The sequence below is a fragment of the Streptomyces sp. NBC_01012 genome, from assembly GCF_045162755.1.
GTDB lineage: Bacteria > Actinomycetota > Actinomycetes > Streptomycetales > Streptomycetaceae > Streptomyces.
In genome coordinates this window covers 1,572,259-1,588,283 of sequence record NZ_CP108688.1, presented here as the reverse complement: position 1 = coordinate 1,588,283, position 16,025 = coordinate 1,572,259, and the positions used below count along the sequence as shown (strand labels likewise).

Annotated in this window: 16 protein-coding genes; 2 read left to right on the top strand and 14 right to left on the bottom strand. The window is 70.6% G+C overall.

Annotation, left to right across the window (positions count from 1 at the left end; translation table 11 throughout):
• The first annotated feature begins 62 nt into the window (after positions 1-62).
• Positions 63-971: a LysR family transcriptional regulator gene (locus OG623_RS06865; protein WP_406145228.1), complete on the top strand. Its 909-nt coding sequence runs from the start codon at positions 63-65 to the stop codon at positions 969-971.
• Between the two features lie 191 nt (positions 972-1,162).
• Positions 1,163-2,101, top strand: coding sequence for an endo-beta-N-acetylglucosaminidase H (locus tag OG623_RS06860; RefSeq protein ID WP_406145226.1), 939 nt, complete (start codon positions 1,163-1,165; stop codon positions 2,099-2,101).
• 49 nt (positions 2,102-2,150) lie between these two features.
• Here OG623_RS06860 and OG623_RS06855 read toward each other — a convergent pair whose 3' ends face one another.
• From OG623_RS06855 to sbnA, 14 genes are all read right to left on the bottom strand, one after another.
• Positions 2,151-2,648: a CYTH domain-containing protein gene (locus OG623_RS06855; RefSeq protein ID WP_406145224.1), complete on the bottom strand. Its 498-nt coding sequence runs from the start codon at positions 2,646-2,648 to the stop codon at positions 2,151-2,153.
• Positions 2,649-2,660: 12 nt separating this feature from the next.
• A complete protein-coding gene (locus OG623_RS06850) occupies positions 2,661-3,515 on the bottom strand; it encodes an EamA family transporter (protein ID WP_406145222.1) in 855 nt (284 codons plus the stop codon).
• Positions 3,512-4,540 (bottom strand): FomB family phosphonate monophosphate kinase, encoded by a 1,029-nt coding sequence (locus OG623_RS06845; protein WP_406151702.1) that lies wholly within the window; start codon positions 4,538-4,540, stop codon positions 3,512-3,514. The genes OG623_RS06850 and OG623_RS06845 overlap by 4 nt, the downstream gene beginning before the upstream one ends.
• Complete coding sequence (locus tag OG623_RS06840; protein ID WP_406145221.1) at positions 4,540-4,800, bottom strand: phosphopantetheine-binding protein; 261 nt, start codon at positions 4,798-4,800, stop codon at positions 4,540-4,542. Before OG623_RS06840 ends, OG623_RS06845 begins: the two co-directional genes overlap by 1 nt.
• A gap of 90 nt (positions 4,801-4,890) precedes the next feature.
• Positions 4,891-5,439 (bottom strand): thiamine pyrophosphate-dependent enzyme, encoded by a 549-nt coding sequence (locus OG623_RS06835; RefSeq protein WP_406145219.1) that lies wholly within the window; start codon positions 5,437-5,439, stop codon positions 4,891-4,893.
• 2 nt (positions 5,440-5,441) lie between these two features.
• Entirely contained in the window at positions 5,442-5,999 is a 558-nt protein-coding gene (locus tag OG623_RS06830) for a thiamine pyrophosphate-binding protein (protein WP_406145217.1), read from the bottom strand.
• Positions 6,000-6,059: 60 nt separating this feature from the next.
• Positions 6,060-6,788 (bottom strand): maleylpyruvate isomerase family mycothiol-dependent enzyme, encoded by a 729-nt coding sequence (locus OG623_RS06825; protein WP_406145215.1) that lies wholly within the window; start codon positions 6,786-6,788, stop codon positions 6,060-6,062.
• A complete protein-coding gene (locus tag OG623_RS06820; RefSeq protein WP_406145213.1) occupies positions 6,785-9,022 on the bottom strand; it encodes an FAD/NAD(P)-binding protein in 2,238 nt (745 codons plus the stop codon). Before OG623_RS06820 ends, OG623_RS06825 begins: the two co-directional genes overlap by 4 nt.
• An 83-nt stretch (positions 9,023-9,105) precedes the next feature.
• Entirely contained in the window at positions 9,106-10,227 is a 1,122-nt protein-coding gene (locus OG623_RS06815) for a pyridoxal-phosphate-dependent aminotransferase family protein (RefSeq protein ID WP_406145211.1), read from the bottom strand.
• Complete coding sequence (locus tag OG623_RS06810) at positions 10,224-11,105, bottom strand: hypothetical protein (RefSeq protein WP_406145209.1); 882 nt, start codon at positions 11,103-11,105, stop codon at positions 10,224-10,226. The genes OG623_RS06815 and OG623_RS06810 overlap by 4 nt, the downstream gene beginning before the upstream one ends.
• Positions 11,102-12,310: a nucleotidyltransferase family protein gene (locus OG623_RS06805; RefSeq protein WP_406145207.1), complete on the bottom strand. Its 1,209-nt coding sequence runs from the start codon at positions 12,308-12,310 to the stop codon at positions 11,102-11,104. Before OG623_RS06805 ends, OG623_RS06810 begins: the two co-directional genes overlap by 4 nt.
• A gap of 1 nt (position 12,311) precedes the next feature.
• A complete protein-coding gene (locus OG623_RS06800) occupies positions 12,312-13,988 on the bottom strand; it encodes an amino acid adenylation domain-containing protein (RefSeq protein ID WP_406145205.1) in 1,677 nt (558 codons plus the stop codon).
• A complete protein-coding gene (sbnB, locus tag OG623_RS06795) occupies positions 13,985-15,034 on the bottom strand; it encodes a 2,3-diaminopropionate biosynthesis protein SbnB (RefSeq protein WP_406145204.1) in 1,050 nt (349 codons plus the stop codon). The genes OG623_RS06800 and sbnB overlap by 4 nt, the downstream gene beginning before the upstream one ends.
• Entirely contained in the window at positions 15,027-16,001 is a 975-nt protein-coding gene (sbnA, locus tag OG623_RS06790; protein WP_406145203.1) for a 2,3-diaminopropionate biosynthesis protein SbnA, read from the bottom strand. The genes sbnB and sbnA overlap by 8 nt, the downstream gene beginning before the upstream one ends.
• Between the last annotated feature and the right edge of the window lie 24 nt (positions 16,002-16,025).

The following is a 16,025-nucleotide window of genomic DNA, read 5'->3' as shown; positions in this document are numbered from 1 at the left end:
GTGTCCAAGACCTGTTTCAGCTGCTGCGATACCCTGAAGGCATCGCCGGACCTGGAGGCTCCATGGATCTGGACCTGCGCAAGGTGCGCTACTTCGTCGCGGTCGCCGACACGCTGCACTTCGGCCGCGCCGCCGATGAGCTGCACATCGCGCAGCCGGTGCTCAGCCGGCAGATCCGTGCGCTGGAGAAGGATCTCGGTACGCCGCTGTTGACGAGGGACAGCCACGGCGTGGCCCTGACCGACGCCGGCCGGCAGTTGCTGACCGACGCCGGCCCGCTGCTGGCCTCCGCGCACGCGGTCCGCCGCCGGGTGACCGTGGCCGCGCGGGGCAGCCGGCGGATGACGGTCGGCTTCCGTGCGGGCATCGCCGTCGCCCCGGCGGCACAGCTGTTCGCCGCCCGGCACCCTGACGTCCTGGTGGACGTACAGCGGATCGAAGGGGACGACCAGGCACCGATGTTGCTCGACGGCCGCATCGACGTGGCCTATGTGCGGCTGCCCATCGACGAGTCCGGCCTGCGCGTCGCCCCGCTGTACACCGAGCCGCGGGTGGCGGTGCTGCCCGCCCGACACGAACTGGCGGGCCGGGAGCAGATCACGGAGGCCGACCTGGTCGGCGAGCCGCTGGTCTGGCACATGGACGCGAGTACGCAGCCCACCAGGCGTCCGCACCCCAACGCCGGGTATGTGGTGCGCGGGGTGGAGGAGACGCTCGAACATGTCGCCGCGGGCCGGGGCATCTCGTTCCTGGCCCGCTCGGCGACCGTGTTCTACTCACACCCCGACATCAGCTACGTGCCCGTCCCGGACCTGGCGTCCGAGCAGGTGTGCCTCGCGGTGGCGGCATCACAGACCTCGCCTGTCGTGGACGACTTCTTCGCTGCGGCCCTGAAGGCGGCCGAAGTCACGGCGGAGTGCGGAAACTATGAGATGTGGCAGCTCGGAGGCGACGGCCTGTCGGCGAATTGACAGCCTGTCAGCTACGTAGTCCTGATGACCGCCCTGCCTAGGTGCGGAGTTGTCGGGGATCTTGCGAGGGAGTCGTGAGGGTCCGGGCGAGATTCCCCTGACCGGGTGAGGGGAACGGAAGGCTCGGGGGGTTTACTCGGTGCCTTCCAACAGGTCGGGCGCCGGTCCATGCGAGGGGAGACCGATCAACGATGTTCACTCCGGTACGACGCAGAGTGCGCACAGCAGCGCTGGCGCTCACGGCCGCCGCGGCCCTCACTCTCGGCGCCAATGCCGCGACCGGCGCGGCAGCGGCTCCCGCACCCGCACCCGCCCCAGCCCCCGCTCCCGCGAAACAGGGGCCGACCTCGGTGGCGTACGTCGAGGTGAACAACAACAGCATGCTCAACGTCGGCAAGTACACCCTTGCCGATGGTGGCAACGTCTTCGACGTCGCGGTGATCTTCGCGGCGAACATCAACTACGACACCGGCTCGAAGGCGGCGTATCTGTCCTTCAACGAGAACGTGCAGCACGTCCTCGACAACGCAGCCACGGAGATCCGGCCCTTGCAGGAGAAGGGCATCAAGGTCGTTCTCTCCGTGCTGGGGAACCACGAGGGTGCGGGCTTCGCCAACTTCCCCGACCAGCAAGCGGCTTCGGCGTTCGCGGGGCAGCTGTCGGACACCGTGGCCGAGTACGGTCTCGACGGCATCGACTTCGACGACGAGTACGCCGACTACGGGAACAACGGCACGGGCCAGCCCAACGACAGCTCGTTCGTGCATCTGGTGTCGGCGCTGCGCGCGGACATGCCGGACAAGATCATCAGCCTGTACAACATCGGCCCGGCCGCTTCGCGGCTCTCGTACGACGGTGTGGACGTCTCGTCCTCGTTCGACTACGCGTGGAACCCGTACTACGGCACCTGGCAGGTTCCCGGCATGGCGCTGCCGAAGTCGAAGCTGTCGCCGGCAGCCGTCGAGATCGGTGGGACCTCGCAGAGCACGGTCGCCGACCTCGCCCGCCGTACCGTCAGCGAGGGGTACGGCGTGTTTCTGACGTACAACCTCGACGGCGCCGATCGCAGCGCGGACGTCTCCGCGTTCACCAGGGAGCTGTACGGCAGCGACGCCCTCTACACGCCGTAGGGCCGCACCACCTCGCACCTCCAGGAGCGTGGGCCGGCGGAGCCGGGCGTCAACGCGCGGGCCGACGCGCGGGCGTGACCTCCGGCGCCGCCAGGCTCGCGTTGGAGTACCTGCGGTCGCCGGTCACGTCCTCACCGGCCCAGTCGGGAAGGGTGAAGGGCGTGGCCCCCGGCTCCGCCCAGCCGTCCCACTCGACTTCCAGGACCGTCAGGCCCTCCTGGCCGTGCGTGTACACATCGACGACCCACTCGCCCGGGGCCGCGACCCGCAGATGGTGACGGTCCTTCTCGATCAGCCGGCCGGTGCACAACGCGAGAAGCTCGCGGGCGTCGGCCACCGGGACGGGGTATTCGAACTCCGCGCGGGCCGGACCGGGGCGCTTCGCCTTGACGGTGAGCCAGGCCTCCGCGTCGTCCACGATCCTGACCCGGACCTCCCTGGCCGGGTCCCTGGACAGATAGCCCTGCCTGAGCCGGCGGGTCCCATCGGCAAGCGCGCGCCAGCCGTCACCCCTGACCAGGAACTTCCGCTCGATCTCGGTTCCCACAGCTGCTCACCTTCACGTCGTTCCGACCATCAGCGCGATACCCGCCAGCATCGCGGTCGCCGCCGCGATCCTCGGGCCTCCGAACCGTTCCTTGAACAAGAACGCGGAGATGGCCGCGCCCGCTATCACGCTCGATTCACGCAGTACGGCGACCGGTGCGAGGGGCGCCCGCGTCTGGGCCCACAGGATCAGGCCGTACGAGAGGACGGACAGCACACCGCCGAGCAGCCCGGGCACCAGGACCGGCCGCACCCGGTCGGCGAGACCGCCGCGCAGCCTGGCCGCGGCGTAGAGGGGGATGGCCGCACCGTCGAGGATCATCAGCCAGGCGACGTAGCCGAGGGCGGCGCCCGCGTCGCGTACGCCGACACCGTCGACCACGGTGTACGCGGCGATGGTCAGCCCGGTGGTCGCCGCCATGACGACCGCCGCCCACTCGGGCCGCCGGCCCGGGCGGCCGCGCACCCCCCACACCGCGAGGCCGATGAGGCTCACGGCGACCACGGCGACTCCCGCGGTCCCGGCCGTGCCCATCCGCTCGCCCAGCACGAAGACGGAGAACAGGATGACCAGGACGGGGGCGACACCGCGCGCTATGGGGTACACCTGGCCGAAGTCGCCCAGCCGGAACGAGCGCATGAGCGCGACCTGGTAGCCGATGTGCAGGACCACGGAGGCGATCAGGTACGGCCAGGCGGCAGGGTGCGGCAGCGGTGCGAGGAGTGCCAGGACGGCGCCCGACGCGGTGCGTCCGGTGCCGACCAGGGTCAGGCAGGCCAGTTCGTCCTTCACCCGGTGGGTGATCGCGTTCCAGCCCGCATGGGTGACCGCCGCGAACAGCACCACCGCCGCGACGAAGGGGGTCACCTGTGCGGTCCGGTGGTGGCCCCGGCCAGCTCGGTGAGTACCTCGGTGCGGCGGGCCGGGTCGAGCATGTCGACGTTGGCGCGGTAGCAGCGGGCGCCCGCCGTGAGTTCGGTCAGCCGGCGCTTCATCGTGCGCAGCGCGTCGGTGAACTTCTCGAAGTCGCCGCCGTGATGAGCCAGCAGGTCGTCCTTGAGGCCGTAGTTCGTGACGGCCAGCGCGAACTGGTCGAGGAACAGCTCGGCCTGCCCGGAGGAGATCCGCTCGAAGCCGCGATGGCCGTCCGGGTTGTGGTCGGTGATGACGATGTTGCGTACGCGGCCCGAGTCGGCCGGTGTGCCGGGGAAGAGCAGTTCCGGGGCGGCCACGTAGTCGCCGCTCTCCAGATGGGGCGTGAGCCGGTGGCTGTCGATCAGGTCCGCCAGATGCGGGGCCCGTCGCACACGCACCGCCGAGGGGACGGCGAACGCCTCACCGTCCCGCACCAGCACATGGGTATTGGTCAGGAAGCGCGCCCCGTCCAGGCAGGCCTGGGTCAGGAAGACGGTCTTGCCACCCCCGTTGGGGCCGACGAGCAGGGTCGCTCCGCCGTCGTCGAAGGTGAAGCCGCCGGCCTTGAGATGGAGGTAGCCGTGGTCCACGGAGAAATCGGTGAGGATCCGCTTGACGAAGTACGGCCAGACCGTTCGCTCCAGGCGGCGGCCGAAGACGTACAGGCGGTGGCCCTCGGTGATGAGATGGGCGGGATCGCCGAAGATGTGGTTCAGGTAGTAGCCGGACCGGAAACGCTTGGCCCGCAGGCTGCGGTCGGACCTGGCGATCAGATCGTCGACGTCGAACGCGTCACGGTCCAGGTCCACGCAGTGGATCTCGTAGTCGGGAGGCGGGGACTGCGCCGATCCGGGGGAGAAGCGGGAGAAGTAGGAGTACGCGTCGAAGTGCTCCAGGTTGCTGGAGATCCGGACGCTCAGCCGGTTCAGGTCCACCAGCCTCGACGAGCGCACCGGCAGGGCCCGGAGGTCCGGTATCACGAGGCCTCCAGACTGCCCACCGCGTCGAGGATGCGGTTCACGGTGGAGAACGTCTCCCGGGTGAGCAGGGCGTCGGGGAACTCGATCCCGAACTCGTCCTCGAGGCCGGCCATCAGGGACACGGCGCCCAGTGAGTCCAGGCCGGCCCCCCACAGGTCGGTGTCAGGGCCGATGGCGGAGCCGTCCGCGGCGGGGCCGAGGACCGGCAGCAGAACGGTGCGGACCCGGAGTTCCAGGGCCGTGGCGGTGCCTTCCATGATGCGGTGCGTTCCTTTCCGAGGCGGTGAGGGCCCCTGGGGGTGTACGCCCGGCGCGCGGGCGTACACCGGTGTTCGAGGATGAGCCGGTCAGGCCACGGCCTCTGCGCGGAAGCGCGACACGAGCTGCTGCGGGGTCCACTCCACCCGTCGGCCCGCATGGCCGCCCCGCGGGGCGCAGCGGACGTGCACCAGGGAGGTGACACCGCGCTCCGTGCGGACGTCGTCGAGCTCGTCACCGGAGTCGACGCTGTACGCGGCCCGGTAACCGGCGGCGAGCGCGAGAGCTGCGGGGTCGCCGACACGGACGGGACGCTGGCCGCCGGTGCTCTCGTGCAGCCCGTTGTCCAGCACCACGTGCACCAGGTCCGGGGCGTGTTCGGCGATCATCGGGAGCACACTGAGGTTCATGGCGAACGAACCGTCGCCGTCGAGCACCACGACGTGCTTGTCGGGCCGGGCGAGCGCCACCCCGAGACCGACGGGCGCGGCCATGCCCATGGAGCCGACCAGATAGAAGTTCTGCGGCCGGTCGGCGATGTTGAACAGGTCGCGGGTGATGAACCCACAGGTGGAGACGTACAGGGACGTGGGGTACTTCTCGGTCACGGCGCGGATCGCGTCCTGGATGCCGAACACGTTCAGATGCCTTCCTTCACGATGAGGACGGGGGTGTACCGTCCGTCTTCGGCCTTCGCGAGGCACCGGTCGACGGATGCGTAGGGCTGCTCCGGATCGAACACGGTGTGGCGGAGGCCGAAGACGTCCAGAAGATTGGTCAGTTCGCGGCCGATCACGTCGTGCTCCACCGCGTCGTTGCCGTCGTGCCCCCGCCAGCTGACGATCAGCGGCACATGGAGGTCGTAGATCAGGTTCAGCGACGTGAGCACGTTCAGCGAGTAGCCGAGACCGGAGTTCTGCATGAGGACGACCGGCCTGGCTCCGGCGGCGGCGAGCCCGGAGGCGACACCGAGCGCGGAGTCCTCGCGCGGTGCGGGCAGATAGGACAGGTCCCGGCCCTGCGCCGCGCCGTCTCCTTCGAGCACCCGGAAGACGCCCTTGAGCAGCGAACAGGGCACGCCGGTGAAGTGGCTGAACCCGCGGTCCAGGAAGGCCTGGACGAGCTGTTCGGCCGGGGTGCCCAGGCCGTCCGACGGCTGCGCCGGCGGTGACTGAAGGGCGGTCGAGGCGTTTGTCATGAGAACTCTCTTCTGGGAGGAACAGGCGCCGCGCCCTGGCGGGGCGCGGCGGCGGATCTCTTACGGCCAGGCGTTGAGCTCGGGCAGCGGGGAGCCGTCGGCCGTGGTGGGCCGGGTCGCGGCCGGGCGCCCGGAGATCCAGGCGGCGAGGGAGGTCAGCGAGGAGCGGACCACCACGCCGTCACCCGTGCCGGTGCTCCACTCCTGACCGGTGTCATCGGCGACCAGACGCGTCCCCTCGGGCAGGCGCGGCTGCAGGAAGTGGACGACGTGCGAGGAGAGCGCGGTGCTCCACTCCTCGGAGTGGCGGCCCACCCCGAGGTCGACGGTGTGCAGTTCGCTCTCCCGCCACCAGGCGAGCTGGGTCGCGAACAGCGGCGACTTGCGGTACGAGCAGGGCAGGCTCCAGCCGTCCGGGCCGAGAGCCGCCCATGCCTCCTCCAGGGCGTTCAGGCCTTCGAAGAGCTGCTCGCGCAGCCACTCGACGGGCTTGCCGTGAAGCTCCTCGATCCGCCGGTCCCGGGTCGGCCGACCGCCGTCGTACACCTCGACGGACTTGCCCTCCACCGCGTAACGCGCCTGGCGCGCGAAGGCGTTGGAGAGGTCCGCGAGATGGATCAGCACATGGCCGCGGGTCCACCCGGGGAGCTCGATCGCCTCACGCGCGGCCTCCTCGGTGAGCGAGGCGGCCTCGGTGCGCAGCCGTTCGTGTGCCGCGGTGATCTCCTTGAGGCGTCCGGGGATGTCGATCTCCCCGTACTCCACCGCGCTGTAGTCCGTGTTGCTCATGCCAGGGTCCTTTCGTTCTGCTGCTGCTCCGTGCCTGCCGGGTCCCCCTGCGGAATGAACGCGTTGATCCAGCAGAGGATGTCCCGGATGACATGGTGGTCCTTGTTCGGCCGGAGCGCGCCGATCTGGTGGTACATCACACCTTCACTGGGCGGTCCCAGGAAAGTGATCCTCTTCTCCACAGTGCCGTCCGCCCTCACCGGGTGGAACTCCGGGGTGAGATCGAGGCCGCCGGGCACGAAGTCCGCTTCGCCGACACCGGGGTTGGCCCACTTCCGGATGAGGCCGCGCCTGAGCAGGTTGGGGTAGACCGGCATCACGTCGCGCTCGGCGTCGAAGGCGTGCACCCGGGCGTCGACCAGGACGTCGGCCCACTTGGTGGAGCCGGTCACCCGGCCCTCGACCCGGAACCTTCCGGCCTGTTCGTCCGTGTCGACGCGGGCCTCGGGGCCGACGGAGACATCGACGTGGCCGGAGCGGATCAGCGCCGCCACCTTCTCCATGGCCTCGACGGACGCACCCTGGCAGAGCCGGTTGTGGTGCGGGGTGTAGACGCCGAGGAAGGTGCGGTGCGAGGAGGCGCGCAGCCCGCCGAAGTCGACCGCGTCGATCACCACGCCGCGCAGGTCGCGCCAGGCCGCGTCGGCCGCCGCCTTGGCGGGGTTGCTGAGGTTTCCCTGGGAGGCCCAGCGGATGTCGACGTCCAGGAAGTCGAGGAACGTCTCCACGTACTCCCGCGGACCGGAATAGCCCGTACGGGGGACAGGGCTGATCGTCCTCTCCCAGGAGAACACGTTGTCGGCGGCGCGTTCGGCGTGCCGCCACGGTGAGCGGGCGGCGGCGACGGCCGCGGCGAACTCCTCGGGGCGCGCGGCGAGCGTCAGCAGCTCCGACGCCTGTTCGGCGCCGTACACCACGGTGAGGAACGCACGCAGCGCGCTGTCCAGCACCGGCTGCCCCGCGACCGTGCGCCGGCCCGCGAGCGTCTCGTCGACCTGGGCGGCGACGGAGCCGGCCAGCTCCTCCAGGGGGGCCAGCAGGAAGGCGCCGGCCTCGTGGTGGTCGGCGAACGCCCCGGCGTCGGCGAGGAACTTGTCGTACGCGGGCCGTACGACGCGGATGGCCGACTCCCGGAACTCGGGGCCGTACAGCGCGCTGTAGTAGATCAGTGCCATTTCGAGGTGCACCAGCGGGAAGACATGGGCCTCGAAGTCGAGCTGGCGCTTCTCGTGTCCGCCGATGATGTTGAGGACACCCACGGTGCGGCGCAGCTCGGAGACGGCGGCCGCCGTGAGGAACGCACCCTTGTACTCGAGGGTCGCGATGTCGCGTTCCTTCTCGTTGTACGGCCGCGCGAAGGTGAACAGGCCCGACCGGCTGAACGCCACGACGGAGTCGGGTTCGGTGCCGGTCGGCAGGTACCTGAGCTGTCCTTCCGCGTCGCGTTCGAAGGTGCCGCCCCTGCCCTCGGTGAGGTAGAGCAGTACGTCGATGCCGGTGAGGCCCATGCCGAGGCAGGCGACCGTGGTGCCAGGACCGGTGCGGGCCGGATCCAGCGAGCGCTCCAGCGGATAGGCGTTCGGTATCAGATGCTTCCCGTGCTCGGCTGCGAAGGAGGCCCAGGCGGCCTGGTGGGGGTCGAGCTCGGGGCGGTTGGAGGAGTGGCCGGTGAGCATCAGGACGTAGTCGGCCTCGTACGGAGTGGCGCCGTCGGCGGTGAGGACGGCGAACCGGTCGCCGCGCTCCTCCATGTCGACGACCTCGGACCGCTGGAGCCTCACCGTGACGCCGTCGGAGGCCCGCAGGATCTCGATGTACCGCGCGAACTGGTCCTTGAGGGCCAGCCCGTGCACATAGCGCTTGGGCCAGTCCTCGGCGACCAGGTCGAAACGCGGGTCGCCGGTCTCCTGGAACTTCTTCCTGCACCAGTCCAGCAGGGTGGGCCGCTCGTCGGCGGGGAGCAGCGGTCCCGCGTCGACGACGGACTCGTCGGCGGCGAAGGCCACCTGGCCGACGACCCGGTTGAGGTAGCTGGTCCTCGTCTGGTCGGGGCTGTGCACCTGACCGGGGCCGAACTCGCCCGAGAGGTCGTAGACGACGATCTCCAGCGGTACGGACGTGCCCCGGGAGTGGACCAGTGCGGCCAGCCGTTCCAGGACGTACGTGCAGGTGGGGCCGCCGCCCACGATCGCCAGGTGAATCGGCGTGGGATTCACGGAGGTGTCGGTCGTCACCGGTTCACCACTCCATCTCTCTTGATCGGCCGGAAGGTCGGGTGGTCGGGAGGTCGAAGGTCGGGTGCTCGAAGGTCGGTCGGTCAGGCATGCGAGGACGTGTGCCGGGCCACGACGGTGTCGAAGGCGGCGAAGAAGCCGACGAGATCGGCCTCGGTGAGCTGGCCCATGTTGGCGAGCCGGAACACTCCGGCGGACTTCCCCTGGGTGGCGTAGATGACGTATCCGAACTCCTTCAGACCGTCGTGGAGTTCGTCGTACGTCATGCCGTTGGAGAGGTAGGCGTTGGTGATCGAGTTGGACCGCTGGTGCGGCGGCAGGAGCAGCTCGACACCCCGCTTCTCCAGGCCCTCGCGGATCTCCCGGGCCCGCGCTCCGTAGCGCCGGCCGCGGGCGGCGACGCCCTCTTCGAGGGTCAGGTCCAGCGCCGTGTCCAGCGCCCGCAGCACCTGGAGCGCAGGCGTGAACTGCGGTACGGACGCGACCACCTGGGCGCGGTAGTTGGCGTGCAGGTCGAAGTAGAAGGTACGGGCGGGCACCGATTCCAGGGCCTCGAACCGCTCCCGGGGCGCGCACACGAAGCTGATGCCGGGCAGCCCCTCCAGACACTTGTTGGCGGTGCCCACACACCAGTCGACGTGGTCGGCGACCACGTCGAGCTCCTCGGAACCGAGGCTGCTGATGGCGTCGAGGATCAGCGACCTGCCGTGTCTGGCGACGAGCGCTCCCAACGCGTGCACCGGGTTGAGCATTCCGGTGCTGGTCTCGTGGTGCACGGCGGCGATGTGCGTGATCTCCGGGTGGGCCGCGAGGCGCCGGTCCAGCTCGTCGAGCGCGAGGGGGTTGGCCCAGCCGGACTCCAGCCGGTCGGCGGGGATGCGGTGGACGGTGGCGATGCGGAGCAGCCGTTCGCCGTAGTGGCCGTTGTCGAGGACGAGGAGGCGGCCGTCGGTGGGTACGACGGAGCTGACGACGGCCTCCAGGGCCGCCGTGCCGGAACCGGTGAGCAGCACCGCGGCGTGGTCCGGTCCTCCGCCGCTCACCTCGGCGATCTTCCGGGCCACGGAGCCGAGTAGTTCCTGGGCCTCGGGCTCGCGGTGGCACTCGTCGGGCGAGCCGATGGCGGCGCGGACACGAGCGTGGACGTTGACCGGTCCCGGGTTCAGCAGGACGACCCGGTCGGCGCGTTCGGGCGCGGTGGTCATGGGGTGCCCTCCAGGGACGGGACGGGGGAGCGGCGTGCGATCAGCGTGCGGGGGGTGTCCGCCGGCCAGGCGGACAGCGGGGCGAACAGATGGCGCAGGCTCGGGGCGGACCTCTCACCCCGGGTGATCACGCATTCGGCACCGCGCCTGGCGTGTGCGGCGAGCGCTTCGACCTTGCCCTCCATGGCGCCGGTGGCGTCCCAGGCGTCCGTCCAGAACAGGCGGCGCGCACTCTCCATGTCGTCCGGGTCGAGGCGGGCGAGTACCGGGCTGCCCGGCCCCTCGCCGGTGTGGATGCCGGCGACGTCGGTGAGGGCCACCACGCGTACCGGGCCGAGGTCCAGACCGAGCAGGACGGCGGGTACGTCGTCGCTGCTGAGGATGCGCAGGTTGCCCCCGGCGGTGATCACGCAGTCGCTGGACAGGACGGGCAGCGCTCCCTCGTCGAGGAGGCGGCGCACCACCGAGGTCTCGGTGGCCGTCGTGCCGTCGGGCAGCTCGTTGAGCATGGACGTCACCTGGAGCGGGACGGCCCTGACCCCCCGGTCGCGCAGCCGTGTCGTCCAGGCCCAGCGCATGAGGAAGGCCGGCTCGGTCAGCGCGACCGCGGCGTAGGGGTCGTTCTCCGCCGCCTTGATGCGCAGGCCGACCGGGTGGCACAGGGCGCCCCCGCCGGTCACGAGGACGACGCGGCCCGGGAACTCGGCGACCAGCCCGGCGAGCAGACCTGCGTAGTCGTCGATGGCCGTGTAGTCGGTCTGCCCGGTGTGCCGCTTGTCGGAGAGGAGGCTGCCGCCGACCTTCAGGACGAGAAGACCTGGTGTCCCGGCCGTGCGGGCCGCCGATGGCTCCGGAGCGGTGGAGAGCGCGCCGGTCACCGCAGCGGCACATTCGAGACGGTTCCCGCCGTGTGCCGGCCGGAGTTGAACAGCCTCGAGAGGAATCCCTGCTGCCAGCGCACGGGCTGCCCGTCGAGGGTGCCGTAGTGCTCCAGGTAGTCGGTGTCCTCGGGCCGTACCGCGTCGAGTACATGGGCCGGGACGGACTCCGGGTAGAGCACGGCGGTGAAGTGCAGCGCGTAGTAGACGATCTCCGCGGCGCCGACCTCGTCGACGCGCTTGAGGAACTGCCGCCAGGCGTCCTCACCGGTGGCCTCGGCGACCAGGCTCAGATCGAGGAACTTGCTGAGCTGGAGGTCCTGCTTGCCCTCGACGAAGTGCAGGCTCACGGCCTCCTTGTGGAGGTGGGAGCAGAGGTCGAGGAGCCGGTCGTCGGCCGCGGGTGCCCAGGCCGGCGCGCCGCACAGCACGACGGGGACGGCACGGTCGAGGAGCTTTGCCGCGCCCACCGAGATGCCCGTCTTCTTCTGGAAGATGTCGTGGCAGATGTCGACGTTGAAGTCGGTGATGTCGGGACGGCCGCCCGGCTTGCGGTACGGCAGCTGGTTGCTGAGGTTGACCTTCCAGAACAGCTGGGTCTCACGGCTGTACGGTTCGATGCGCTCCCCGTCCTCGGCGACCTCCCCCTGGGTGTAGCCGAGCCGGTCGAGCACCTGGTGCGCGGCGGGGGCGTCGCCCCGGTCGAGGAGTACGTCGAGGTCGGCGATGCGGCGCAGCGCGGGGTCGTGGTACTCGCCCTCGCCGAGGGAGAAGCCCTTGCGCACCGCGAACCGCAGCCCGTGGGCGCTGAGTTCGGCGAAGACCCGGCCGAACTCGTCGGCGAGGGCCTGGTTGCGGGTGCGGTTGGCGAGATAGGCGCCGACGAACACCCACGGGTAGGGGAATCCGGCCGACCCGTCCGACGTGCGGTCGAGCCGGTAGCGGTCGACGTGCCGGCCGACCAGCGGCAGCATCTTGTGCCAGGCGGACGCCTCGATGAAGGCGCCCCAGTTCAGCTCCGGGCTGTTGGCGAGGCCGCGGATCTCCGCGACGTCGTCGGGGGAGAGCCGCAGCCGGGCCATCTTGAGGAGCAGCCTGGCGTGTGCGGGCAGATCCTCGACGGCCACGTCACGCACGCCGGCTGCGGCCGGTACGTGGGAGCTGCTGTCTTCGGTCGTGTCTCGGGACGTGTTCTCGCTCGCCATGTCACACCTCTGCCGGGGAAGTGCCGTCCTGCGTCAGTCGTCGCAGCGCACGGTGGTCGGTCTTGCCGTTGGGGGTCAGCGGTAGCGCGTCCAGCTCGGTGAGGTGGCGCGGCACCATGGCCTCGGGGAGTGCGTCGGCCAGATAGCTGCTCAGCGTTCCGGCCGTCGCGGGACTGCGCAGCGTGTAGTACGCGGCGAGTTCGGGCCGTCCGGAGACGACGGGGACAGCGACGGCGCATCTGTCGACGGCGGGGTGCCGTCGCAGCACGACCTCGATCTCGTCGAGCTCCATACGGACGCCGGCGACCTTGACCTGCCGGTCGACGCGGCCCAGGTACTGGACGACGCCGTCCTCGAAGCGGGCCAGGTCGCCCGTGCGGTAGAGCCGCCCGGTGGGCGACCCGGGGTCGAGGGTGTCGGCGAAGAACGCGCCGGCGGTGTTGTCCGGGTCGTTGACGTAGCCGAGCCCGACGACCACCCCGCCCACGAACAGTTCGCCCGCCTCACCGGGTTCGGCGGCCCTCCACGGCCCTTCGTCCTCGTCGCGCGCCAGGAGGTACAGGCGCGCTCCGGTGACGGGGGAGCCGACCGGCAGCCGGGGCCGCGCGGTGTCGGCCTCGGTGATCTCGTGGTGGGTGATGTCGTCGGAGCACTCGGTGGGCCCGTAGGCGTTGAGGAGCCGGATGTGCGGGGCGGCGGCCAGCACGCGTGCCGCCAGGCCGGGGGAGAGCTCCTCGCCGGTCGAGATCAGCCACCGGAGTGCCGGCAGGGTGGTGCCGGGGCGGCGCTCGGCCTCCCGGGCGATCCAGCCGACGACCGTGGGGACGAGTTCGACGACGGTGGTCGCCGAGTCCGCCAGGACGGTCGCCAGGCGCCGGGGGAAGGTGAGATCGGGGTCGCGGACCACCACGACCGTGCCACCGGTGAGCAGCGGGGCCAGCATCTGCCAGACGGAGATGTCGAAGACCAGCGGCGCGGTGAACGCCAGCCGGTCGCCGTCGGTCAGCCCGAGGTCCTCGACCTTCGCCCACAGGTGGTTCATCATGCCGCGGTGTTCGACGGCCGCGCCCTTGGGACGCCCTGTGGTGCCGGACGTGAAGATGCAGTACCTGGCTTCCGTGGACCGGTCCCCCGAAACGGGGGTGGGCGGGGCCGGGACGGAGCTGTCCGCACCGGGTGCGTCCACGGTGGGGATGCCGAGTTCCGAGGCCGCCTTGACCGCGGTCCCACCGCCCGGGCCGCCACCCCCGGGGTCGCCCGAGTAGTCGAGCAGCAGCGCGGCTTCGCTGCGCCGGAGGACCTCGGCGACGCGCAGCGCCGGCCAGTCGGGGGAGAGCGGCAGATACACGGCGCCGAGGCCTTCGAGCGCGAGGAAGACCGCGACGGTGTCGGCCGAGCGGTCGCCGACGGCGGCGACGACGCTGCCCGCACCGCAGCCCGCGGCGGCCAGCACCGCGCGGAAGCGGTCCACGCGGCCGAGGAGATCCGCGTAGGTGAGGGTGGACGTACCGTCGACGACCGCCGTGCGCCGAGGAGTCAGCCGGGCCGTGCCGACGACCGAGTCCAGTACGCCGGCCGAGGTGTCGAAAGCGCTGTCCCCGCCGAGGCCGAGCTCGCGGGCGCGGTGGGCGGCTCCGGGTGCGAGGGGCAGTTCCGCGAGGTTCCGCGGGGTGGTCACGACGCCCCCGCGCTCTGGTAGCGGTCCAGCTCGTGGAAGAAGCCGCCGACGCGCAGGGCCGAGCCGTCGGCGACGGCCCGCCGGTGGACGTACGCACCGACGACCAGGTCCAGGACGCCCAGACCGAACGGGGAGAACACCACGGGCCGGTCGGCGGGTGCGGTGTAGCCGTCCGTGAGGACGTCGTACAGCGTGGCGTCGATGAAGTCCCGGTGTCCTGTGCCCTGTTCGGCGAGGTGCACGGAGGTGTCGGCCTTGAGGACGTGGTCGACGTCGTCGACCACGTTGGCGCTGCCCAGGATCACATCGGTGCCCAGGTCGCGGAGCGACACATGGAGCACGAGGGGGTTGTGGCCGAACCACGAAGGGTCGGTGACATGCGGTTCCGCAGCGGTGGTCGCGAAGACGACCAGATCCGACGCACGCACCAGGGACTCGGCGTCGTCGTGGACGCGGACGGGCCGTCCGGTGGGCGCGAGGACCTGCTCGGCGAAGCTCCCGGCGTAGTCGGCGCTGAGGTCGAAGACTCCGAACTCCTCGATGTCCCAGCCCAGTTCGGACAGGTAGTCATGGATGAAGCGCGCGATCAGTCCCGTGCCGACGAAGCCGATACGGCGCGGGGTGCCGCGTTGGGCGGCGATCCTGCGGGCGGCGGCCGCCGCTGACGCCGCGGTGCGCACCGCGCTGATGACGGAGCCCTCCAGACAGGCGTAGGGGTAGCCGGTGCGGGGGTCGTTGAGCAGGAGCACCGCCGAGGCGCGCGGAATGCCCAGGCCGAGGTTGGTGGGGAAGCTGGATATCCACTTGATGCCGTCGACGCCGACCTCACCGCCGACCGAGGCGGGCAGCGCGATGATGCGGCTGCTCGGCCGGTCGGGGAAGCGGAGGAAGTACGACGGAGGGTTCACGGTCCTGCCCTCGCCGTGGAGCCGGTAGGCGTCCTCGACCAGGTCGATGACGTCGGCCCGGCGCCCGGCCAGGGCACGGTGCACCGCCTCGCCGGGGACGACGGAGAAATCCGGAGGCCCGGCCTGCTGCTCAGCCATTGCTGTCTTCCCGTTCCGTGAGGAGGATGCCGTAGGTGTCCTGGACCCACGCGTCGTCGTAGACCGTCTCGATGTAGCGGTCGCCGAGGTCCGCCGAGATGGCGACCGCCGTCAGGGACCGCTCGGGGTCGTGCTCCGCGAGCCACCTGGCCGCCCCGCTCACGACGGTTCCGGTGGAGCCGCCGAGGAGGAACCCGTGCCTCGCCAGGCGCCGGCACATGCGGACCGCGTCCTGCTCCGGCACCGTGACGATGTCGTGCACCAGTGCCGGGTCCACGAACGGCATGGGCACACTGGCGCCGAGACCCGGCAGGTGCCGGGGGCCAGGGGGCATGCCGAAGTTGACCGAACCGACGGTGTCCACAGCGACGACGCGTACCGCCGCGCGGTTCTCCCGGAAGTAGTGGGCGCAGCCGGACAGGGTGCCCCCGGTACCGGCGCCCACGAACAGCACGTCGAGGTCGGGGAACTGCTTGCCGATCAGCGGCGCGGTGTTCTCGTAGTGGGCGAGCCAGTTGGCCGGGTTCTCGTACTGGTTGAGCCACACGAATCCCGCGTCGCGCTCGCAGAACTCGCGTACGAGGGCCTTGCGGGCCGTGAGATAGCTGCCGCTCTCGTCGGGCTCGTCGACGACGACGACCTCGCTGCCGAGTGCACGCATCAGTTTGACCGTCGCCGGGTTGCACTTGGGGTCGGTGACGCAGACGAAACGGATCGACCGGGCGGCGGCCACCACGCTCAGGGCCACGCCGAGGTTGCCGGACGACGATTCGACGAGTGTGGTGCTCTCGTCTATCAGGCCGCTCCTGATGCCCGAGGCGACCATGGACGTGGCGGCCCTGAGCTTCACGGATCCCGCGAAGTTGAAGCCCTCGCACTTGAGGTGGAGCGGGAGACCCACCGATCGCTCCAGGTCGATGTAGACGTCGCTGTCGACCAGTTCGTCCGCTGTCGAGATGATTGCCAAGAGTCCAGTCCGCTTCTGTCTGCT

Coding starts and splice junctions, on each gene's coding strand:
- OG623_RS06860 (WP_406145226.1), top strand. CDS start 1,163: ATGTTCACTCCGGTACGACGCAGAGTGCGCACAGCAGCGCTGGCGCTC.
- OG623_RS06805 (WP_406145207.1), bottom strand. CDS start 12,310: ATGGCGAGCGAGAACACGTCCCGAGACACGACCGAAGACAGCAGCTCC.
- sbnB (WP_406145204.1), bottom strand. CDS start 15,034: ATGGCTGAGCAGCAGGCCGGGCCTCCGGATTTCTCCGTCGTCCCCGGC.
- OG623_RS06830 (WP_406145217.1), bottom strand. CDS start 5,999: ATGACAAACGCCTCGACCGCCCTTCAGTCACCGCCGGCGCAGCCGTCG.
- OG623_RS06865 (WP_406145228.1), top strand. CDS start 63: ATGGATCTGGACCTGCGCAAGGTGCGCTACTTCGTCGCGGTCGCCGAC.
- OG623_RS06825 (WP_406145215.1), bottom strand. CDS start 6,788: ATGAGCAACACGGACTACAGCGCGGTGGAGTACGGGGAGATCGACATC.
- OG623_RS06815 (WP_406145211.1), bottom strand. CDS start 10,227: ATGACCACCGCGCCCGAACGCGCCGACCGGGTCGTCCTGCTGAACCCG.
- OG623_RS06840 (WP_406145221.1), bottom strand. CDS start 4,800: ATGGAAGGCACCGCCACGGCCCTGGAACTCCGGGTCCGCACCGTTCTG.